The sequence below is a fragment of the Nocardioides sp. JCM 18998 genome, assembly GCF_055391535.1.
Window position 1 is genome coordinate 3,161,365 of record NZ_AP043886.1, and the last position, 19,476, is coordinate 3,180,840.

Genomic DNA, 19,476 nt, shown 5'->3' on the forward strand with positions numbered 1-19,476 from the left:
GAGCACCAGGAGGACAGGGTGTCGAGATCGAAGCTGGTGCACATCGTCGACGAGGTCGCCGAGCTCGATGAGCTGGAGGGGCCGCTGACGATGGTGCAGATGCTCGACGGCTTCCTCGACGCCGGCAACGCGGCCGCTCGCGCGGCCCGCCACCTGATCGCCGAGTCCGACATCGCGCCGGTGGTGGCGACGTTCGACGTGGACGCGTTCCACGACTACCGCGCCCGCCGGCCCGCGATCTCGTTCGTGCGCGACCACTACGAGGACTACGACGCGCCGCGGCTGGTCGTGCGGCTGCTGCACGACACCGGCGGCACCCCGTACCTCCTGCTCACCGGGCCCGAGCCCGACAACCGCTGGGAGGCGTTCGCGCGAGCCGTGCGCGACGTCGTCGAGCGCTTCGGAGTCGACCAGGTGATCTCGCTCGGCTCGGTGCCGATGGCGGTGCCGCACACCCGGCCGCTGGCGGTCACCCACCACGCCAACAACCCCGACCTCGTCACCGAGGAGAGCCCCTGGAGCGGCGAGATCCGCGTGCCGTCCAGCGCCCAGGCCCTCGTCGAGCTACGGCTCGGCGAGTGGGGTCACGACGCCCAGGGCTTCGTGGTGCACATCCCGCACTACGTCGCCCAGCTGGACTACCCGCTGGCCGCCGCCGAGCTGGTCGAGCGCGCCGAGATCGCCGGCCGCCTGACCATCGACCTCAGCGAGCTGCACCGCGAGGCCGAGAGCCGCGCCGAGGAGATCACCCGCTACCTCGCCGACAACAGCGAGGTCGCCGAGGTGGTCGCCGCCCTCGAGCGGCAGTACGACGCCTTCGCCCGCGCCGAGCAGAGCGGCTCCTCGCTGATCGCCGAGAACCAGAAGCTGCCGACCGGCGACGAGCTGGGCCGGGAGTTCGAGCGGTTCCTGGCCGGGCTGGACGACCCCGAGAAGGGCGAGGGCGACAGGTGACGGAGTCCGTGCTGGCCGGGCGTACGCCCGAGGAGGCGGTCGCGAACCTGGTCGAGCTCCTGGACGTCGAGCAGCTCGATCTCGACCTCTACCGGGGCGCGCCGGCGCCGAACGAGCGCGGCCGCGCCTTCGGCGGCCAGGTCGCGGCGCAGTCGCTGATGGCGGCGATCCGTACGGTCGAGGAGGGGTTCACGGTGCACTCGATGCACTCGTACTTCCTGCTCCCCGGCGACCCGATGGCGCCCATCATCCTCGACGTGCAGCGCATCCGCGACGGCCGCTCGTTCAAGACCCGCCGGGTCGCTGCGCGCCAGCATGGTCGCGACATCTACTACCTCACCGCCAGCTTCCAGGTGCACGAGGAGGGCTACGACCACCAGGACGCGATGCCCGCCGCGCTGCCCGCGGAGGAGGGCCTGGACATGCTCGCCCTGATGGCCAAGGGCGGCTTCGCCGAGGGCGAGGCGCTCGCCCGGGAGTGGGCCGCCGTCGAGATCCGCGCGGTCGGCAACTCGCAGTACGGCCTCGAGCCCGACCCGGCGCGTCCCGCCCAGCAGCGGGTCTGGCTGCGGTTCGCCGGGCAGCTGCCCGAGGACCCCACCATCCACCTCGCGGCCTTCACCTGGGCCTCGGACATCAGCCTGCTCGGTGCCTCTCTGGCCGCGCACACGCTGGACACCACCAAGGTGCAGATGGCCTCGCTCGACCACACCATCTGGTTCCACCGGCCGTTCCGGGCCGACGAGTGGTGGCTCTACGACCAGGAGTCGCCCTCGGCCGAGAACGGCCGCGGGCTCTCCCTGGGCCGGGTCTTCGCCTCCGACGGCCGCCTGGTCGCCTCGGTCGCGCAGCAGGGCATCATCCGCCCGCCCCGCACCTGACCCCGCTGGCGCCCGCCCGTCGCTGGTCGAGTAGGGCGAGCGAGGAACGAGTGAGGCCGTATCGAGACCACCGGGGTCTCGATACGCTCGCTGGCGCTCGCTACTCGACCAGCGAAGGCCGCATCCCCATGCGCTCGCTCCTCGACCAGCGAAGGCCGCATCCCCATGCGCTCGCTCCTCGACCAGCAAGGGCAAGGGCGGCTCAGAAGGCCGTCGTACGCCCCAGCAGGTGCAGGGTGTCGCTGTCGCGCTGGTGCAGGGAGAACCCGAAGCCGCCGTCGTCGCCGTCGCGGGCCTGGCTGCCGAAGGCGACAGTGCTCGGCAGCAGGACGGGCTTCTTGAACGCCACCTCCACCCGGACCGCGTCCGGGAGCCGGTTCTCGAGCATCGCGACGCAGCGGGCCTTCGTCCACATACCGTGGGCGATCTGGCGCGGGAAGCCGAGGGCCTTGGCCGACAAGGCGGTCAGGTGGATCGGGTTGTAGTCGCCCGAGACCGCGGCGTACCGGCGCCCCAGGTCGGCCTTGAGCGGCCAGGCCACCGGGCCGGGCGCCACGTCGGGCAGGTCGCCGGGCCAGGCCGCGTCGGGGTTGCGGCGGCCACGCCGCAGGTACGTCGAGACCGACTCCCACACCGTCTCGCCCTCGCCCGAGGCCGACCGGATCGTCGAGGTCAGCCGCCATGCCGTGCCCACCGGGTGGTCGATCGGGCCGCCGACGGCGACCCGTACGTCGAGCGTCTCGCCGATCGCGATCCGCCGGTGCTGGGTGATCGTGTTCTCGAGGTGCACCATCCCCATCGCGGGAGCGGGGAAGCGGGCGTCGGCCAGGATCGCCAGGTGCAGCGGCTGGGCGAGCATGTGCGGGTAGGTCAGCGCGACCGTGTCCTGCACCGGGAAGCCGCACAGCTCGGCGTACCGGGTGGCGTGCGCCCGTTCGACCGTCACCGGCGGGCGGGTGACCGTGAATCCGGCGGTGGCCGAGGTGTCCTTGCGGATCCCCGGCAGTGCGGAGACGCCGGGGACCGAGGGCAGCGCAGCGCGCAGCAGGGCGGCGACGCCCTCCCGCGAGACCACGGTCGGCTCGCCGGAAGCCTGCGCGGTGTCACCCACGGTCAGGCACCGAGCATCATCTGGCCGCAGACGCGGACCACGTTGCCGTTGACGGCGGTAGACGCGGGGGAGGCGTACCAGGCGATCGTCTCGGCGACGTCGACCGGCAGGCCGCCCTGCGACATCGCGTTGAGTCGCTGGCCGACCTCGCGGGTGGCGAACGGCACCGCGGCGGTCATCTGGGTGATGATGAAGCCGGGCGCGACGGCGTTGATCGTGATGCCGTCCCCGAGGTCGTCGGCGAGGCTGTCGACCAGGCCGATCACGGCAGCCTTCGAGGCGGCGTACGAGGTCTGGCCCACGTTGCCCGCGATGCCGGCGATCGAGGCGACGCCGATGATGCGGCCGTTGGCGTTGATCGTCTTCTGCGCGAGCAGCTCGGCGGTGATCCGCTCGGGCGCCTCCACGTTGATCTCGATGACCTTGCCGAAGCGCTCCGGAGTCTGGTTGGCGAGCTTCTTGTCGAGGGTGACGCCGGCGTTGTGGACGACGACGTCGACGCCGCCGTGGCTCTCCTTGAGGTGCTGGGCGATCCGCTGCGGGGCGTCCTTGGCGGTGATGTCGAGGGCGAGCCAGTCGCCGTCGATCTCCCGCATCACGCGCTGCAGGTCGTCGGCGGCCTGTGGCACGTCGAGGCCGACCACGGTGGCGCCGTCGCGGTGCAGTACGCGGGCGATCTCCTCGCCGATGCCGCGGCTCGCACCGGTGACGAAGGCGACCTTGCCGGCCAGCGGCCGCGTCCAGTCAGCGACCTCGGCGGCCTTCTTCTCGTGGTGGGCGCCGATCCGCACGACCTGGCCCGAGACGTAGGCCGACTTGGGGCTGAGCAGGAATGCGAGGGTCGAGAGCAGAGAGCTCTCGTACCCCTCGGTGACGTAGACGAGCTGGACGGTGCCACCCTTGCCGATCTCCTTGCCGAGGCTGCGGGTGAAACCCTCCAAAGCCCTTTGAGCCATGCGCGCTGTCCGGTCATTCGGGCCCTGGAGCGCCTCCGGCGGAGTGCCGATCACGACGACGCGCGGACAGGTCTCGAGGCTGCGCAGAACCGGGGTGAAGAACTCCTGGAGTGCGACGAGCTCGTCGAGCGCGGTGATGCCGGTGGCATCGAAGATCAGCGCCTTGTACCGCTGGTCCTCGGCGCGGCTCGAGACGCTCGCGACGCCGAGCTGGTCGAGGAGGCCCGCGAGCTCCTCGGCCAGGCGGCCGCGACCGCCGGTCAGGACGGTGCCCCGCACCAGCGGATCGCCGTCGGCGTAGCGCTCCAGCTTGGTGGGCTGCGGCAGCCCCAGGTTCGTGACCAGCATCTTGCCGATCGTGGACTGGGTGAAGGCCTGGTACTTGTCGCTCATCTCCGACTTCCTTGACTCGCGTGCGCGTGCAGGGTGCAGGGTGCAGGTCGATGTAACTAGAGGTGTAACTCAGTGTCCACATTTCGTGGTGTGCCTCTCATACCCTTCTCTCCCCGCGCGCCCGGGGCAAGGATGTGCGCATGACCACAACCAACCGGGGGGCCACCCGCCGCGTCGCCGTCCTCGGCGGCAACCGGATCCCGTTCGCCCGCTCCAACGGTGCCTACGCGACCGCGTCCAACCAGGAGATGTTCACCGCCGCGCTCGACGGCCTGGTCGCGCGCTTCGGCCTCGAGGGCGAGCGCATCGGCGAGGTCGCCGGTGGCGCCGTGCTCAAGCACAGCCGCGACTTCAACCTCATCCGCGAGTCGGTGCTCGGCTCCCGGCTCGCCCCGGAGACGGCGGGCGTCGACCTGCAGCAGGCGTGTGGCACCGGCCTCCAGGCGATCACCTACATCGCCAACAAGATCGCCCTCGGTCAGCTCGAGTCCGGCATCGGCGGTGGCGTCGACACCACGTCCGACGCCCCGATCGCGATCTCGGAGAGGCTGCGCAAGAAGCTGATCGCGGTCAACAGCAAGCGCACCACGGCCGACAAGCTCAAGGCGCTCGCGGCGATCCGCCCCGGCGACATCGGCATCGCCGTCCCGTCCAACGGCGAGCCGCGTACCGGCCTCTCGATGGGCGACAGCCAGGCGTTGACGGCGCTGGAGTGGCGGATCACCCGCGAGGCCCAGGACGAGCTCGCGGTGGCCTCGCACCACCACCTCGCCCAGGCGTACGACGAGGGCTGGCAGGACGACCTGATCACGCCGTTCCGAGGCCTGGAGCGCGACAACAACCTGCGCGGCGACTCCTCGCTGGAGAAGCTGGCCACCCTCAAGCCGGTCTTCGGCAAGGGCGAGGCCGCGACGATGACCGCGGCCAACTCGACCCCGCTGACCGACGGTGCCTCCACGGTGCTGCTGGGCTCGGAGGAGTGGGCCGCCGCGCACGACCTGGAGCCGCTCGCGTACTTCGTCGACTCCGAGGTCGCCGCCGTGGACTTCGTCTCCGGCAAGGAGGGCCTGCTGATGGCGCCGGCGTACGCCGTGCCACGGATGCTCGCCCGCAACGGCCTCACCCTGCAGGACTTCGACTTCTACGAGATCCACGAGGCGTTCGCCTCGCAGGTGCTCTCCACGCTCAAGGCGTGGGAGGACCCGATCTTCTGCAAGGAGCGCCTCGGCCTCGATGCGCCTCTCGGCTCCATCGACCGCGCGAAGCTCAACGTCAAGGGCTCCTCGCTCGCTGCGGGGCATCCGTTCTCGGCCACCGGCGGGCGCATCGTCGCCAATGCCGCCAAGCTGCTCAAGTCGCGGGGCGAGGGCCGTGCGCTGATCTCGATCTGCGCCGCCGGCGGCCAGGGAGTCGTCGCGATCCTGGAGCGCTGAGCCCCTGGACCGGGCCAGGGAGTCGTCGCGATCCTGGAGCGCTGAGCCCCTGGACCGGGCCGCACGGGGCGGCCCGGTCCAGGACAGCTGCACGAGCAGGGCGTGTACCGGCCGCCCCCGGGGTACAGCGCCGTCGTGACGCTGCCCGCCGGCCCCGACGACGCCACCCGCTGCGGTGCGCTGATGGGTGAGCGCTACGAGCTGGCTGACCTGCTCGGCACCGGTGGGGCAGGCGCGGTCTACCGTGCTCGCGACGTGGTGTCGGGGGAGGACGTCGCGATCAAGGTGTTGCGCTCGGGTCCGGACGAGGTCGCCGTCGCCCGCCTGCGTGCGGAGGCTCGGATCGCCGGCTCGCTGGCCCATCCGGGCATCGCCCGGCTGCTCGCGCTCGGCGAGGAGGCGAGCCCGGCCGGGTCGGTGCCGTACCTCGTGATGGAGCACGTCGACGGTCGTACGCTGCGCGAGCTGCTGCGTGGCGGCGAGCGGCTCGGCGTCGACACGGTGTTGCGCCTCCTGGGGCAGATCGCCGAGGCGCTGGAGGCTGTCCATCGCGCCGGGATCGTGCATCGCGATCTCAAGCCCGCCAACCTCATGCTCACCCGCGAGGGGCGTGCCGTGCTGCTCGACTTCGGCATCGCCCGGCATCATGCCGAGGAGCCCCTCACCCTGACGGGCACGATCGTGGGCACGGTCGAGTACATCAGTCCCGAGCAGGCCGCCGGCCGCTCGGCGAGCTCTCTCTCCGACCTCTACGCCCTCGGCATGGTGGCCTACGAGTGCCTGACCGGCCTGCGGCCCCTGAGCCGCGACACCCAGGTCTCGACGCTGATGGCGCACGCCACCACCCCGGTGCCGCCGCTGCCTCCCACCGTCCCTGCGGGCGTCCGGGAGCTGGTCGCCGCCATGGTCGCGCTCGACCCGGCCCGGCGTCCGGCCAGCGCGTCGGTGGTCGCGCAGCGGGCCCGCGCGCTGCTGGCCGATCCGACCGCGACCCATACGTTCAGGGCACCGGTGCCCGCCCGGTCACGGCGGCCGGTGGAGGGCGCCCTGGTCCGCGAGTCGCGTCGACGCCACCTCGCCGCCGCGGCCTGTGCCACGCTGCTGGCGCTCCTCACGGCGGGCGTCCTCGCCCACCGAGCACCGGTCCCCGTCGCGGCCGCCGCCGATCGGGCGTCCACCAGCTCGGTGTCGGCCTCGGCACCGGGGATCGCCACGAGCCTCGTGGCGCCCGCCGTCGCCCAGGCGGCGATCGCGGCGCCCCCGCCGAGCACCGAGGCGCGATCCGCGCCGAAGCCTCGCCGGAACACGACGCATCACCACCACGAGCGCCACGCCGCGCAGCGACATCACCCCCACCGGGGACGGCACTGAGTCAGGCGCGCGCCAGCGCGATCGCCGAGCGAACGAGGTGGTCGCGGACCTGCTCCGCGGAGATGGTGCCCACCGTCGGCACGCCGGGGGAGCCCTCGGTCACGGAGAGGCCCACGTGGGCCAGCTGGAGCGCGCCGAGGCCGGTGCCGTAGAAGAGGTTGGTGAGCAGCGCCGGGTCCTCGACCGTGAAGTCGCCGGCGGCCTTGCCCTCCTCGAGGACCTGTCGCACCGGGGCCATCGCCCCGGTCATCGCCCGGCCGAGCCGGAACATCGCTCCCTCGGAGATCTCGTCGAACAGCTCGGGGCCGCGGCGTCGCATCAGCGACTGGGCGCAATCGACGAAGGCGGGATGGCTGACGCCGTACGCCACGAAGGCCCCGACGGCGGCGGCGAGTCGATCGCTCGATGGCGCGCCCTCCACGTCGGCGGCCAGCATCGCGGCTCGCAGCTCCTCCAGGTAGTCGACGAGGGTGAGAGCGAAGATCTCCTCCTTGCCGGTGAAGTGCCGGTAGACGATCGCACGGTTGATCCCCACCGCCCGGGCGATGTCCTCGATCTGCGCGTCGCGGACCCCGCGCTCGTCGAAGAGCCGCCGCGTCGCCCTGATGATCTCAGCCTCGCGGGCGCGGCGGCGGGCCGCGGCGGCGGAGCGCCGGCCGTCGGTCGTGCCGCCTGCCGCGGCGCTCTCAGGCGAGGCGTCGTTCGGCACGAGGTGGGGAGCCATGACGACACTGTACGACGCGTGCAACTCGGAGTTGCATCAGTGTGACGCAGGTCCGCTCGCCGGCGCGCGGAGGGTCCGCATCGTGCCGGCCTCACCGGCGCTGTCGTCTGGGCGTGCCGCACTGTCGCGAGCGAGCAAGTGGTGGCAACGGGCAGGTTCGCGCGTCTCGGATCTGTCACTCGCCACCACTTTGTGATCGGCGAGGTCCTGTCCCGCTCAGGGGCTGAGCATCGCCCGGACGGTCTGGATCGTGTCGGCATCCTCCGCGCGCTTGTCGTCTCGATAGCGGACGACCCGCGCGAAGCGCAGAGCCACGCCGCCGGCATAGCGGGTCGATCGCTGCACCCCGTCGAAGGCGATCTCCACCACCTGCTCGGGCCGGATCGGGACGACGTAGCCGTCCGTGCCGTCGGTAGCGAGCGCGGTGAACCGCTCGGTCTGCCAGGCGAGCATCTCGTCGGTCATGCCCTTGAACGTCTTGCCGAGCATGACCGGCTCGCCCGAGACGGGATCGCGGGCGGCGAGGTGGATGTTGGAGAGCCAGCCGCGGCGGCGGCCCGAGCCCCACTCGACGGCGATGACGACCAGGTCGAGGGTGTGGACCGGCTTGACCTTCACCCAACCGGCGCCACGCCGGCCCGCCTCCCAGGGCGCGTCGAGCGCCTTGACGACCACGCCCTCGTGACCGGTGCGCAGCACCTCGGTGGCGAAGGCCTCCGCCGCGGCGGGCTCGTCCGTGAGCAGCCGGGCCACCCGATGCTGCTCGGGAACCACCGCGTCGAGGAGCGCCAGCCGCTCGCGCAGCGGAAGGTCGAGAAGGTCGCGGCCGTCGAGGTGCAGCACGTCGAAGAAGTACGGGGCGACCCGCGTGGTGCTCGCCCCGCTGGTCGCGGTGCTGGAGAGTGCGCTGCCCTGAGCCTGCCGACGGGTCGAGACCCGGGAGGCGGTCTCCTGGAACGGCGCGGGCCGTCCGGCGACGTCGAGGGTCATCGCCTCGCCGTCGAGGACGACCTGCTCGACCGGGAGGGCGCGGACGATGTCGACCACCTCGGGCAGGCGGCTGGTGATGTCGTCGAGGGTCCGGGTCGCGATCCGGACCTCGTCGCCGGCGCGGTGCACCTGGATCCGGATGCCGTCGAGCTTCGCGTCCACCGCGGCGGCTCCGCCGATCTTCGCGAGCGCCTCGGTCGCCGACGGCGCGCTCGAGGCGAGCATCGGCAGCACTGGTCGCCCGACGACGAGCCCGACCTCGGCGAGCGCGCCCTCGCCGCGGAGGGCGAGCGGCGCCACCGCGACGGTCGAGCCGGCCAGCATCGCCGCGCGCCGGACGGCCGCGAGCGGCACCGCGGCGGAGGCCGCGAGCGCCTCCTGGACCAGCGAGTCGAGCGCCCCCTGGCGCACCTCGCCGGTCACCAGCCCGCGCAGCCAACCCTGCTCCTCGGCTGTCGCGCGACCGAACAGCTCGGTGACGGCCATGGCACGCGCGGAGGCGGAGCCCTGGCCGGCGAACGCGGCCATCCGTTCGAAGGCCTCGTGCACCTCGAGCACCTCGAGACTCGCCTCCTCGGCCGGCTCCGGGAGGGTCGTCAGTGAGCGCCAGCCGAGGCCGGTGCGGCGCTGCAACAGGGCGCCACCGAGGTAGGAGACGACCACCGGCAGCTCGTCGTCGCCCGCCTCGGCGAGACGCTGCGCCAGCGCGGCGACCTTGGCCTTGCGTGACCGGGTCGCCGCGACCACGGCGGAGGTGGCGACCAGGTCGGCGAGCTGCATGGCTCCATCAAACCCGATGGCACCGACAGTCCGGCGGGTCGAACGTAGGGTGTGGCTCGTGAGTGGTCTGAGTCGTGCATGGACTCCGACGTACGACCTGCGCCTGGGCGTGCTGCTGGTGCACCGTCACGGGCACGGCGACCCCGCGTACCGCCTCGTCGGCGGCGTCCACTGGCGCGCCCTGCAGACGCCCGATGGTCCGGCCGCCCTGGCGGTCCGCGCCCGAGGCGAGCGCGGGGGAGACGTGGAGGCGGAGGCCTGGGGCGCCGGCGCGGGGTGGGCGCTCGACCACCTGCCGGCGATGCTCGGCGCCGACGACGACGCCAGCGGCTTCCATCCCGAGGACGGGCTGCTGCGCGAGGCGCTCCGGCAGTACGGCATGCCGCGCATCGGCCGCTCCGGGCTGGTCCTCGAGGCGCTGGTGCCGGCCATCCTGGAGCAGAAGGTGACCGGTCAGGAGGCGTCTCTCGGCTTCCGCCGGCTCCTCCAGCAGTACGGCGAGCCCGCCCCGGGGCCGGAGGCCGCGGCTCACCGGCTCCGGCTCCAGCCCACGCCCGAGGTCCTGCGCCAGGTCCCCAGCTGGTCGTGGCTCAAGATGCACGTCGACCCCGCACGCTCCCGCGCGATCGTCGCCGCGGCACGCGTCGCCGGTGCCCTCGAGCGCACCGCCGAGCTCCCCGCGACGCCCGAGGGGCACCGCGAGGCCGAGCGGCGGCTGACCAGTCTTCCCGGGATCGGGGAGTGGACCGCGGCGGAGGTGCGACAGCGCGCCCACGGCGACGCGGACGCGGTCAGCTTCGGGGACTACCACGTCGCGAAGGACATCGGCTGGGCCGTCGTCGGGGAGCCGTGGGACGACGAGCAGCTGCGTGCGTTCCTGACGCCGTACCGGCCCCATCGCGGCCGTGCGGTCACGCTGCTCTACCGCGCGCGCGGTGCCCGCCCTCGCCGCGGGCCCCGGATGGCGCCGCGCACCCATCTGCCCTGATCAGCCCGAGAATTCCATGGCGTGGCAACCGTCAGATCCTGCGTGCCGGTTGGGGACCGGCCGACGTCGCGCATCTGCCGCGGGGCGCGGCGCACGCCCCCGGGCCCGGGAGGTCTCGAGGCTCGAGATCCCGTCTCAGAGGAAGGGCCGCAGCGGTCCGAGCACGAACTCGGTGAACTTGCGGTGCACGTCGCGCGCCTGCCACTCGTACATCGTCAGCTCGAGGCTGTTGGAACAGTCGGTCGCGAAGATCTCCTCCATCGCCTCGGCGAGCGCGTGGTCGATCACCTCGACGTTGATCTCATAGTTCCCCGAGAGGCTGAGCCGGTCGATGTTGGCGGTGCCGACGGTGGTCCAGCTGCCGTCGACGGTCGCGGTCTTCGCGTGGATCATCGCGTCGCGGAAGCGGAAGATCCGCACGCCCGCCTCGAGCAGCTGGGCGAAGTAGCCGCGGCTGATCCAGTCGGTGACGATGTGGTTCGACTTCAACGGCACCAGGACGCGGACGTCGACCCCGCGCGCGGCGGCGTCCTTCAACGCCTCGACGAAGTCCTGGTCGGGCAGGAAGTACGCGGTGGTGAGCCAGATGTTGGTGGAGGCCCGGTTGATCGCCTCGAGGTACATCGCGCGGATCGGGAACATCATCAGGCGGGGCACGTTGCGGTGGAACCGCACGGTCGCCTCCCACGCGGTCGGCGCCTCGATGAGCAGCGGCGGCTGCGAGGTGCCGAGCCGCTTGCGCCGGTTGAGGTTCCAGAAGTCGGCGAAGGCGCGCTTCAGGTCGACGACGCCGGGGCCGGTGATCCGCAAATGGGTGTCGCGCCACTCGGTGGCGTAGTCGTCGCCGATGTTGTAGCCGCCGATGAACGCGGCGGTCTCGTCGACGACCAGGATCTTGCGGTGGTCGCGGCCGTAGCGGCGTACGTCGAAGAACCGCCAGCCCGCCGGGTACACCGGGTAGCGCAGCACCTTGATCGCCTCCGGCATCCGCTTGAACCGGGCCGGCACCACGAGGTTCGCGAACGAGTCGAAGACGCAGTAGACCTCGACGCCGCGCTCCGCCGCCTCCACGAGGGCGCGCTTGAACCGCTGCCCGATGCGATCGTCCTTCCAGATGTAGGTCTCGAAGAGCACGACCCGCTTGGCGTTGTCGATCGCGTCGAGCATGTCGGCGTACAGGTCCTGGCCGTAGCTGTACGTCGTCAGCGTGCTGTCGCCGACGGTGGTCTCGCGCGGCGGCGTCACCGGGAACGGCTTGGGTCGCTTGCCGCGGCTGCGGTAGGCGTCGACCAGGGTCAGGCCGAGCGCGGCCGCGAGGGGAGCCAGCAGGACCGCGACGAGAGTACGGCGCAGGACGCGGAAGAACCGCTCGGTGTCGGGTGCTCGCACATCGACAATCTAAGGCACGGGTGCACGGCGCGGACGACGGCGGTGTCTACGTCGCCCTCGCCCGGGAGTCGTTGGCACGCCGGGCGGCGACAGCCGTGGCGACGCGGACGAAGGCGGCGACCGCCAGCGACTGCGAGCCCTCGGGCCACGCCACCGCGAAGCCGGCCGTGGGAGCGTCGTCCACGGGCCGCCAGGCGAGCTGCCGGCCGACGTGACGCTCGGCGAGCGATGCGGGGAACAGCCCGAGCATCTGCCCGAGCTCGATGAGGCGGAGCATCTGCGTCACGTCACCGAAGCGGGGCCGCTGAGCGCCGTGCGGGACGTAGACGTGCGAGCCGGGGCCGATGAGCCGGTGACCGGCCTCGATGTCGGACAGGCGGAGCCGCGGCCGCGCGGCGAGCGGATCGTCGGGGGTGAGGGCCAGCAGCTGCGGCTCGCGCACCAGGGGCTCGGTGTCGAGGCCGTCGGTGTCGAACGGCTCCAGGACGATCGCGACGTCGGCCTCGCCTGCGCGGAGCATCGGGGGCTGGTCGCCCCAGCCGGTGAGGACGACGTCGATCGGAACCGCCGCGTGCTCGGTGCGGTAGGCCGCGAGCACGTCCTCGAGCAGCCCGCCCTCGACGTCTGCCTTCACCGCGAGCACGAGTCGCCCGCCGCGGACGCCGGCCGCCCGGCGAGCACGTACGGTCGCGGCATCGAGCGCACCAAGAGCGGTCCTGGCGTCGGCGAGCAGCGCGGCGCCGGCGTCGGTGAGCCGCACGTGGCGGGTGGTGCGCTCGAGCAGTCGGACGCCGAGGTCGCGCTCGAGCGCGGCGATGGCGCGTGACAGCGCCGGCGAGGCGATCCCCAGCCGCGCCGCGGCCCGGGCGAAGCTGAGCTCCTCGGCGACCGCCACGAAGTAGCGCAGCGGCCGCGACTCCACCTGATTCATAACCACAGGGTAAGGAACGAGGCCGAACCGGTCCTTCTGTCGGCGGCGGCCCTCGGCGAGGGTGGAGCCATGATCGTCCTCACCACCCCCACCGGCGACATCGGATCCGCCGTCGTCGACTCCCTGCGCGCGGCCGGAGAGCCGCTGCGTCTGATCGCCCGCGACCCGTCCCGCCTGCCCGAAGCCGTGGCGGAGCACGCCGAGGTGGTCGCCGGCTCGCACGCGGACCCCGCCGTCCTCGATGCCGCGCTCGCGGGCGCCGATGCGCTGTTCGTGCTGGTGCCGCCCGACTTCCGTGCCACCGACGTGACGAGGCACTACCTCGGATTCGCCGACCCGATAGCGGCCGCGGTCCGTGCCCACCACGTCGCCCGCGTCGTCGCGGTGTCCTCGCTCGGTCGCGGCTACACCGGACCGGCCGGGCTGCTGGGCGCGGCCTGGGCGATGGACGATGGGCTGGAGTCCAGCGGGGCCGCGTACCGCTCGCTGCAGCCGCCGTACTTCATGGAGAACCTGCTGCACCAGGTCGGCCTGATCCGCGACCGGGGGATCTTCGCGCTGACGGCCGACCCCGACGAGCCGTGGCCGATGGTCGCCACCGCCGACGTCGCGGCCACAGCCGCGCGCCTCCTGGCCGACCCGTCGTGGTCCGGCCGTACGGGCGTCGAGGTCCGCGAGCCGGTCGACCACACACCGCGCGAGATGGCCGAGATCCTCACCGAGACCCTCGGCAGGCCGGTCGCCTATCACCGCAGCGTCCTGGGGGAGTACCGCGCGCAGCTCGCGTCGGCCGGGGCGAGCGCCGCCATCGTCGAGGGCATGGTCGAGATGGCGACGGCCCAGGCGGCCGGCGTCTATCCGCCGGCTGGGCCGGGCGGAGACGGCACGTCGTTCGCCGCCTGGTGCGCTGCTGTGCTGGCGCCGGCCGTGGCGCGGTTGGAGGAGTAGGCGGAGGGACAGGGCGCACGGTCGTGGTGGCAAGGCTGTCGGTGCTCGCACGTACGCTGGCCGCATGCGTCCCGTGACCGATCTCGAGCGCCGTGTTGCGCCCTTCGACGTCGTCTCCGACTATCAGCCGGGCGGCGATCAGCCGGCGGCCATCGCCGAGATCAGCAAGCGGATCAAGGACGGCGTCGAGGATGTCGTGCTGCTCGGTGCCACCGGCACCGGCAAGACCGCCACGGTCGCCTGGGTGACCGAGCAGCTGCAACGCCCGGTGCTGGTGCTCCAGCCCAACAAGACGCTCGCCGCGCAGTTCGCCAACGAGCTGCGCCAGCTGTTCCCAGACAACGCCGTCGAGTACTTCGTCAGCTACTACGACTACTACCAGCCCGAGGCGTACGTGCCTCAGACGGACACCTACATCGAGAAGGACTCCTCGATCAACGAGGAGGTGGAGCGGCTGCGGCACTCGGCGACCAACTCGCTGCTGACCCGCCGCGACGTGATCGTGGTGTCCACCGTGTCCTGCATCTACGGCCTCGGCACACCGCAGGAGTACGTCGACCGGATGATCCGGCTGCGGGTCGGCGAGGAGCACGATCGTGACTCGATCCTGCGCCGGCTGGTCGGCAACCAGTACAACCGCAACGACATGGCGTTCACCCGTGGCACCTTCCGGGTCCGCGGCGACACCCTCGAGGTCTTCCCGGTCTACGAGGAGCACGCGATCCGGATCGAGTTCTTCGGCGACGAGATCGAGCGGCTGATGACCCTGCACGCCGTCACCGGCGAGGTGCTCACCGAGGACGAGGAGCTCCACATCTTCCCCGCCACCCACTACGTCGCGGGCCCGGAGCGGATGGAGCGTGCGATCGAGGGCATCGAGGCCGAGCTGGAGGAGCAGCTGAAGAAGTTCGAGCGCGAGGGCAAGCTCCTGGAGGCGCAGCGGCTGCGGATGCGCACCACGTACGACGTGGAGATGATGCGCCAGGTCGGGTCGTGCTCCGGCATCGAGAACTACTCGATGCACATGGACGGCCGCTCGCGCGGGAGCGCGCCCAACACGCTGCTCGACTACTTCCCCGAGGACTTCGTCCTGGTCGTCGACGAGTCCCACGTGGCGGTGCCGCAGATCGGCGGCATGTACGAGGGCGACATGTCCCGCAAGCGCAACCTGGTCGAGCACGGCTTCCGGCTGCCGAGCGCGATGGACAACCGGCCGCTGCGCTGGGAGGAGTTCCTCGAGCGGATCGGCCAGACCATCTATCTGTCGGCCACCCCGGGCGACTACGAGCTGGACAAGGTCGGCGGCGACACGGTCCAGCAGATCATCCGACCGACCGGCCTGATCGACCCCGAGGTCGTGGTGAAGCCGACCAAGGGCCAGATCGACGACCTGATCCACGAGATCAAGGAGCGGGTCGAGAAGAACGAGCGCGTCCTGGTCACCACGTTGACCAAGAAGATGTCCGAGGACCTCACCGACTATCTCCTCGACGCCGGCATCCGGACACGCTATCTGCACTCCGAGGTCGACACCCTCAAGCGCGTCGAGCTCCTGCGCGACCTGCGCCTGGGGGAGTACGACGTGCTCGTCGGCATCAACCTGCTGCGTGAGGGCCTCGACCTGCCCGAGGTGTCGCTGGTCGCCATCCTCGACGCCGACAAGGAGGGCTTCCTGCGCTCCGACAAGTCGCTCATCCAGACGATCGGCCGCGCGGCGCGCAACGTGTCGGGCCAGGTGCACATGTACGCCGACCGGATCACGCCCTCGATGGAGAAGGCGATCGAGGAGACCAACCGCCGTCGCGCCATCCAGGTCGCCTACAACACCGAGCACGGCATCGACCCGCAGCCGCTGCGCAAGAAGATCGCCGACATCACCGACATGCTCGCCCGCGAGGGGGAGGACACCGACGCGCTGCTCCAGACCTGGGCGGGCACCGAGGCCAAGGGTCGTGCGGGTGCGGCCGGGCGCAAGAAGGCGCCGACCCCGGTGCTGGGCGACCGGGCCGCCGAGGCCCGTCAGCACGGCCTGGTGGGCCTGCCCTCGGCCGACCTGGCTCAGCTGATCCAGGACCTCACCGACCAGATGAAGGGCGCCGCCGCCGAGCTGCAGTTCGAGGTCGCCGCCCGCCTCCGCGACGAGATCGGAGACCTCAAGAAGGAGCTCCGCCAGATGATGGAAGCGACGAAGTGAGGAAGGAACGCGGCGCGACGAAGTCGCGCAGGGTGGCGTGTGGCCGGCCGGAGCCGAGCGAGGAACGAGCTCGAGCGCAGGTCCGGACGCGCGCCACCCTCGCCGAGGCACGAGGCGCCGCGTTCCTGCCGAGCGAGGAGCCCTGAGGCGCGCAGCGCCGATCGGCGACCACCAACAGAGCCGGTGCATGAGGGCCTGCTCACACCGCCCGCGGGTTCCCCGCTGACGAATACGACCTACCCGCGAGTCGCCTTTAACCTGGCGGGGTGATACCCCGCCGTGCCCTGCTCGTGTGGGGCGCGGGCGTGTCGGTCTACTTCCTGGCGGTCTTCAGCCGTTCCAGCCTCGGTGTCGCGGGCCTGCTGGCCAACGAGCGGTTCGGCATCTCGGCGAGCCAGCTCTCGTTCTTCACGATGCTGCAGCTGATCGTCTACGCCGGCATGCAGATCCCCGTGGGCCTGATGGTCGACCGCTTCGGCTCGCGGCGCGTGCTGATGGTCGGTGCCGCGGTGATGACGGTCGCGCAGGCCGGGTTCGCGCTGGCGACGACGTACCCGGAGGCGCTGATCGCCCGGACGTTCGTCGGCGCGGGCGACGCGATGACCTTCATCTCGGTGCTGCGGCTGGTGTCGCGCTGGTTCCCGCTGCGCCGGGTCGCGCTCTTCACCCAGCTGACCGGCAACGCCGGCCAGGTCGGCGCGATCGTCGCCGCCCTGCCGCTGAGCTGGATGCTGGAGGAGCACGGCTGGACCAGCGCCTACCTGAGCGCTGCCCTGGCCGGTCCGATCGTGCTGGTCGCTGTCGCGCTCTTCGTCCACGACGATCCTCAGTCCCGCAGCTCCCGCGGTGAGTCGTTGCCGCTGCGCGCGCTCGGTGCCAGCCTCAAGGCTGCCTGGGCCCAGCCCGGCACCCGGCTGGGCTTCTGGGTGCACTTCACCACCCCGTTCAGCGCGACCGTCCTCGGTCTGCTGTGGGGCTTCCCGTTCTTCAAGCGCGCTGAGGGCCTCGGCTCGACCGGAGCCGACGGGCTGCTCACCCTGCTGACCGTCGCCGGCGTCGCCTCCGGCCCGTTCCTGGGCTACCTCGCCGGGCGTCACCCGTGGCACCGCTCCACGATGGCGCTGAGCGTCATCGCCGCGACCGTCACGGCCTGGACGGCCGTCCTCGCCTGGCCCGGTCACGCGCCGCTGTGGCTGCTGGTGGTGCTGGTCCTCGCGGTCGGAGCGGGTGCCCCGGCCTCGATGCTGGGCTTCGACGTCGGCCGGACCAGCAACCCCGCTCACCGGCAGGCGAGCGCCAACGGCATCATCAACGTCGCCGGCTTCGTCGCCGCGCTGGTCACGATCGTCGCGGTCGGCTTCATCCTGGACTGGCGGACCCCGCAGGGCTCGGACGACTACTCCGGCGGAGCCTTCCGCTGGGCGATGTCGTTCCAGTACGTCATCTGGGCCCTCGGCACCGTGATGATCGTGCGGCACCGGCGCCGAGTGCGCTCCAGCGTGCTCCGGGTGGACGTCGACGCGGGCAACAGCATGGTCTCCGCGGGCGCCTGACGTCGAGTCTTCAGCCAGGACCCCCGAGTTTGCACGTACGACGTGCAAACTCGGGGGTCCTGGCTGCAAATTCGGGGCTAGACGATCCGGTCCTGGTCGCCGGAGCGGCGCAGCCGGCTGGCGAGCAGCGGGGTGAGGAGCAGGATCACCAGCAGCCGCACCAGCTGCACCGCCATCACATACGTGACGTCGCTGCCGGAGTCGGCCGCGGTGGCGAGCACCGCGAAGAGCCCGCCGGGCGTGGTGGCGAGGTAGGCGGTCAGGCCGTCGACCGGGGTCAGCAGGGCGAGCAGCGCGCCCATCGCCGCGGTGGCGGCGATCATCGTGACCATGATCGCGAGGACGGCCGGCAGCATCCGTGCGATCGCCACGAGTGCCGCGCGGGTGAACCGCAGCCCGACCTGGACCCCGATCAGCCCGTACGCCAGCCACTGCACCGCGCCGGGAACCGTGACGTCGCCCAGCCAGCCGAGCGAGACCAGCGTCGCGCCGACGAAGAGCGGCCCCAGCAGGGTCGCGGTCGTGATCGGCACCCGTGCGGCGATCGCCAGGCCGAGCACGACCGCGACCAGAACGTACGCGAGGCTCGGCACCAGCGCCGACTCGCCGACGACCAGCGAGCCCTGACCGCGGGCGGGATGGAAGACGAGCTCGGTGACCAGCGGCATCGTGACCAGCACGACGAAGACCCGCAGGTACTGCACGACGGTCACGACGCGGTCGTCGGCGCCGAGCTCGCGCGCCACCGCGACCACCCCGGAGGCACCGCCGGCGATCATCGCGAACGCGCCCGTCACGGCCGAGACGTCGTCGCGCAGCGCGAGCACCCGCCCGGCCACCAGGCTGACCACGACGGTGCCGAGCGTGACGGCGATGATCGCCGGCGCATGTCGTCCCATCGAGCCGAGCGCGGAGAAGCTGATCTGGGTGCCGATCGTGACGCCGATCAGCCCCTGCCCGAGCCGGGTCAGCCGCGGTGGCACCGTGAGCGTCACCCGCGACCCGAGCCCCTGCGCCATCCCGCCGGCGAGACCGCCGAACAGCGCCGGCGACGGGACGCGCAGCAGGTCGAGCACGACGCTGACCGCCAGCGTCGCGAGCACCACCACGCCGACCGCGCGCAGCCTCGACAGGCCGCTCCGGTCGGTGGCCGCGTCAGGCATCGCTGCCGCGGTGCCTGCGCCCGGCCATCCCGACGATGCGGGCCACCACGAGACCGAGGTAGAAGACGCCGGCGATCTGCTCGAGCATCACCGCGGAGCGGGCATGCGCCTGCACCGGGGCGAAGTCCGCGAGACCGGTGTTGGTCAGCGTCGTGAAGGAGAGGAAGAGCAGGTCGAACCACGACACGTCGTGCGTCCCGAACGAGCCCGGCCACAGCACCTGCACCGCGGCGTAGAGGTACGAGAACCCCCACGCGACCACGGTGAACGCCGCACCCGTGGCGAAGACCTCGTCGTGGGTCAGGACGTCGTCGGCGAACAGGTAGCGGATCATCGCGTACGAGACGAACCCGTAGAACGGGATGTGCAGCGCCGCCGAGGTGAGCACCACCCAGTCGGTGTGCGGCGCGACCGACTCCCATAGCGCCATCACCATCGTCGGCGCGCCGAGCGCGATCGCGACGGTCGTCTGCGCGGGGGAGAGCCGGACCGCCCGGACGGCCGAGAGCACGACGAGCACCTGCACCACGCCGAGCACCGCCCGGCCCGGCGTCGAGCCGTCGAGGAACGGGTAGGCCAGGACCGCCGCCAGCTGGGCGCCGAGGATCACGGCGGAGGGCGTGCAGCGGATCCAGCGGATGGCGTCGGCGATCACGCGCCCACCGTAATGTGCGCAGCCCTTGAGGCCGGTGCCGCCCGGGGAGCAGGATCAGGCGG

The 19,476-nt window shown here is 72.0% G+C and carries 16 protein-coding genes; 8 read left to right on the forward strand and 8 right to left on the reverse strand.

The features are described from left to right. The first annotated feature begins 18 nt into the window (after positions 1–18). On the forward strand, positions 19–954 hold the full coding sequence (locus ACZ5L9_RS14855) for a proteasome assembly chaperone family protein (protein WP_464528949.1): 936 nt from the start codon (positions 19–21) through the stop codon (positions 952–954). Then, positions 951–1,835, forward strand: coding sequence for an acyl-CoA thioesterase (locus ACZ5L9_RS14860; protein ID WP_464528950.1), 885 nt, complete (start codon positions 951–953; stop codon positions 1,833–1,835). The genes ACZ5L9_RS14855 and ACZ5L9_RS14860 overlap by 4 nt, the downstream gene beginning before the upstream one ends. A gap of 202 nt (positions 1,836–2,037) precedes the next feature. On the opposite strand, the gene ACZ5L9_RS14865 is transcribed toward ACZ5L9_RS14860, so the two are convergent. Both ACZ5L9_RS14865 and ACZ5L9_RS14870 read right to left on the reverse strand, forming a co-directional pair. Continuing rightward, a complete protein-coding gene (locus ACZ5L9_RS14865) occupies positions 2,038–2,946 on the reverse strand; it encodes a MaoC/PaaZ C-terminal domain-containing protein (protein ID WP_464528951.1) in 909 nt (302 codons plus the stop codon). Between the two features lie 2 nt (positions 2,947–2,948). Then, complete coding sequence (locus ACZ5L9_RS14870; RefSeq protein WP_464528952.1) at positions 2,949–4,295, reverse strand: 3-oxoacyl-ACP reductase; 1,347 nt, start codon at positions 4,293–4,295, stop codon at positions 2,949–2,951. Between the two features lie 140 nt (positions 4,296–4,435). On the opposite strand from ACZ5L9_RS14870, the gene ACZ5L9_RS14875 reads away from it, so the two are divergent. Beyond that, positions 4,436–5,728 (forward strand): acetyl-CoA C-acetyltransferase, encoded by a 1,293-nt coding sequence (locus ACZ5L9_RS14875; RefSeq protein ID WP_464528953.1) that lies wholly within the window; start codon positions 4,436–4,438, stop codon positions 5,726–5,728. Positions 5,729–5,830: 102 nt separating this feature from the next. Continuing rightward, positions 5,831–7,099: a serine/threonine-protein kinase gene (locus tag ACZ5L9_RS14880; protein WP_464528954.1), complete on the forward strand. Its 1,269-nt coding sequence runs from the start codon at positions 5,831–5,833 to the stop codon at positions 7,097–7,099. A 1-nt stretch (position 7,100) separates the two neighbouring features. Here ACZ5L9_RS14880 and ACZ5L9_RS14885 read toward each other — a convergent pair whose 3' ends face one another. Both ACZ5L9_RS14885 and ACZ5L9_RS14890 read right to left on the reverse strand, forming a co-directional pair. Beyond that, a complete protein-coding gene (locus ACZ5L9_RS14885; RefSeq protein WP_464528955.1) occupies positions 7,101–7,823 on the reverse strand; it encodes a TetR/AcrR family transcriptional regulator in 723 nt (240 codons plus the stop codon). Positions 7,824–8,039: 216 nt separating this feature from the next. Then, the gene (locus ACZ5L9_RS14890; RefSeq protein WP_464528956.1) at positions 8,040–9,593 is read right to left on the reverse strand and encodes an ATP-dependent DNA ligase; all 1,554 of its coding nucleotides are present in this window, start codon (positions 9,591–9,593) and stop codon (positions 8,040–8,042) included. A 58-nt stretch (positions 9,594–9,651) separates the two neighbouring features. On the opposite strand from ACZ5L9_RS14890, the gene ACZ5L9_RS14895 reads away from it, so the two are divergent. Beyond that, on the forward strand, positions 9,652–10,581 hold the full coding sequence (locus ACZ5L9_RS14895) for a DNA-3-methyladenine glycosylase family protein (RefSeq protein ID WP_464528957.1): 930 nt from the start codon (positions 9,652–9,654) through the stop codon (positions 10,579–10,581). Between the two features lie 135 nt (positions 10,582–10,716). Here the strand turns inward: ACZ5L9_RS14895 and ACZ5L9_RS14900 are convergent, their stop codons facing one another. Both ACZ5L9_RS14900 and ACZ5L9_RS14905 read right to left on the reverse strand, forming a co-directional pair. Continuing rightward, positions 10,717–11,970, reverse strand: a complete 1,254-nt coding sequence (locus ACZ5L9_RS14900; protein ID WP_464528958.1) for a phospholipase D-like domain-containing protein — start codon at positions 11,968–11,970, stop codon at positions 10,717–10,719. 46 nt (positions 11,971–12,016) lie between these two features. After that, entirely contained in the window at positions 12,017–12,901 is an 885-nt protein-coding gene (locus ACZ5L9_RS14905) for a LysR family transcriptional regulator (protein WP_464528959.1), read from the reverse strand. A gap of 69 nt (positions 12,902–12,970) precedes the next feature. Between ACZ5L9_RS14905 and ACZ5L9_RS14910 the strand changes: the two genes are divergently transcribed. From ACZ5L9_RS14910 to ACZ5L9_RS14920, 3 genes are all read left to right on the forward strand, one after another. Then, positions 12,971–13,849 carry an NAD(P)H-binding protein gene (locus tag ACZ5L9_RS14910; RefSeq protein ID WP_464528960.1) on the forward strand — a complete coding sequence of 293 codons (879 nt, stop codon included), beginning with the start codon at positions 12,971–12,973 and terminating at the stop codon, positions 13,847–13,849. Positions 13,850–13,913: 64 nt separating this feature from the next. Then, the gene (gene uvrB / locus ACZ5L9_RS14915) at positions 13,914–16,043 is read left to right on the forward strand and encodes an excinuclease ABC subunit UvrB (RefSeq protein WP_464528961.1); all 2,130 of its coding nucleotides are present in this window, start codon (positions 13,914–13,916) and stop codon (positions 16,041–16,043) included. 266 nt (positions 16,044–16,309) lie between these two features. Next, the gene (locus ACZ5L9_RS14920; protein WP_464528962.1) at positions 16,310–17,596 is read left to right on the forward strand and encodes an MFS transporter; all 1,287 of its coding nucleotides are present in this window, start codon (positions 16,310–16,312) and stop codon (positions 17,594–17,596) included. Between the two features lie 77 nt (positions 17,597–17,673). On the opposite strand, the gene ACZ5L9_RS14925 is transcribed toward ACZ5L9_RS14920, so the two are convergent. After that, positions 17,674–18,759, reverse strand: coding sequence for an AbrB family transcriptional regulator (locus ACZ5L9_RS14925; RefSeq protein ID WP_464528963.1), 1,086 nt, complete (start codon positions 18,757–18,759; stop codon positions 17,674–17,676). Then, positions 18,752–19,414: an ion channel gene (locus ACZ5L9_RS14930; protein ID WP_464528964.1), complete on the reverse strand. Its 663-nt coding sequence runs from the start codon at positions 19,412–19,414 to the stop codon at positions 18,752–18,754. Before ACZ5L9_RS14930 ends, ACZ5L9_RS14925 begins: the two co-directional genes overlap by 8 nt. Between the last annotated feature and the right edge of the window lie 62 nt (positions 19,415–19,476).

Bases quoted from the DNA above. Each gene is read 5' to 3' on its own strand.
- ACZ5L9_RS14905 (WP_464528959.1), bottom strand. From the start codon at position 12,901: ATGAATCAGGTGGAGTCGCGGCCGCTGCGCTACTTCGTGGCGGTCGCC.
- ACZ5L9_RS14885 (WP_464528955.1), bottom strand. From the start codon at position 7,823: ATGGCTCCCCACCTCGTGCCGAACGACGCCTCGCCTGAGAGCGCCGCG.
- uvrB (WP_464528961.1), top strand. From the start codon at position 13,914: ATGCGTCCCGTGACCGATCTCGAGCGCCGTGTTGCGCCCTTCGACGTC.
- ACZ5L9_RS14875 (WP_464528953.1), top strand. From the start codon at position 4,436: ATGACCACAACCAACCGGGGGGCCACCCGCCGCGTCGCCGTCCTCGGC.
- ACZ5L9_RS14870 (WP_464528952.1), bottom strand. From the start codon at position 4,295: ATGAGCGACAAGTACCAGGCCTTCACCCAGTCCACGATCGGCAAGATG.
- ACZ5L9_RS14910 (WP_464528960.1), top strand. From the start codon at position 12,971: ATGATCGTCCTCACCACCCCCACCGGCGACATCGGATCCGCCGTCGTC.
- ACZ5L9_RS14925 (WP_464528963.1), bottom strand. From the start codon at position 18,759: ATGCCTGACGCGGCCACCGACCGGAGCGGCCTGTCGAGGCTGCGCGCG.
- ACZ5L9_RS14890 (WP_464528956.1), bottom strand. From the start codon at position 9,593: ATGCAGCTCGCCGACCTGGTCGCCACCTCCGCCGTGGTCGCGGCGACC.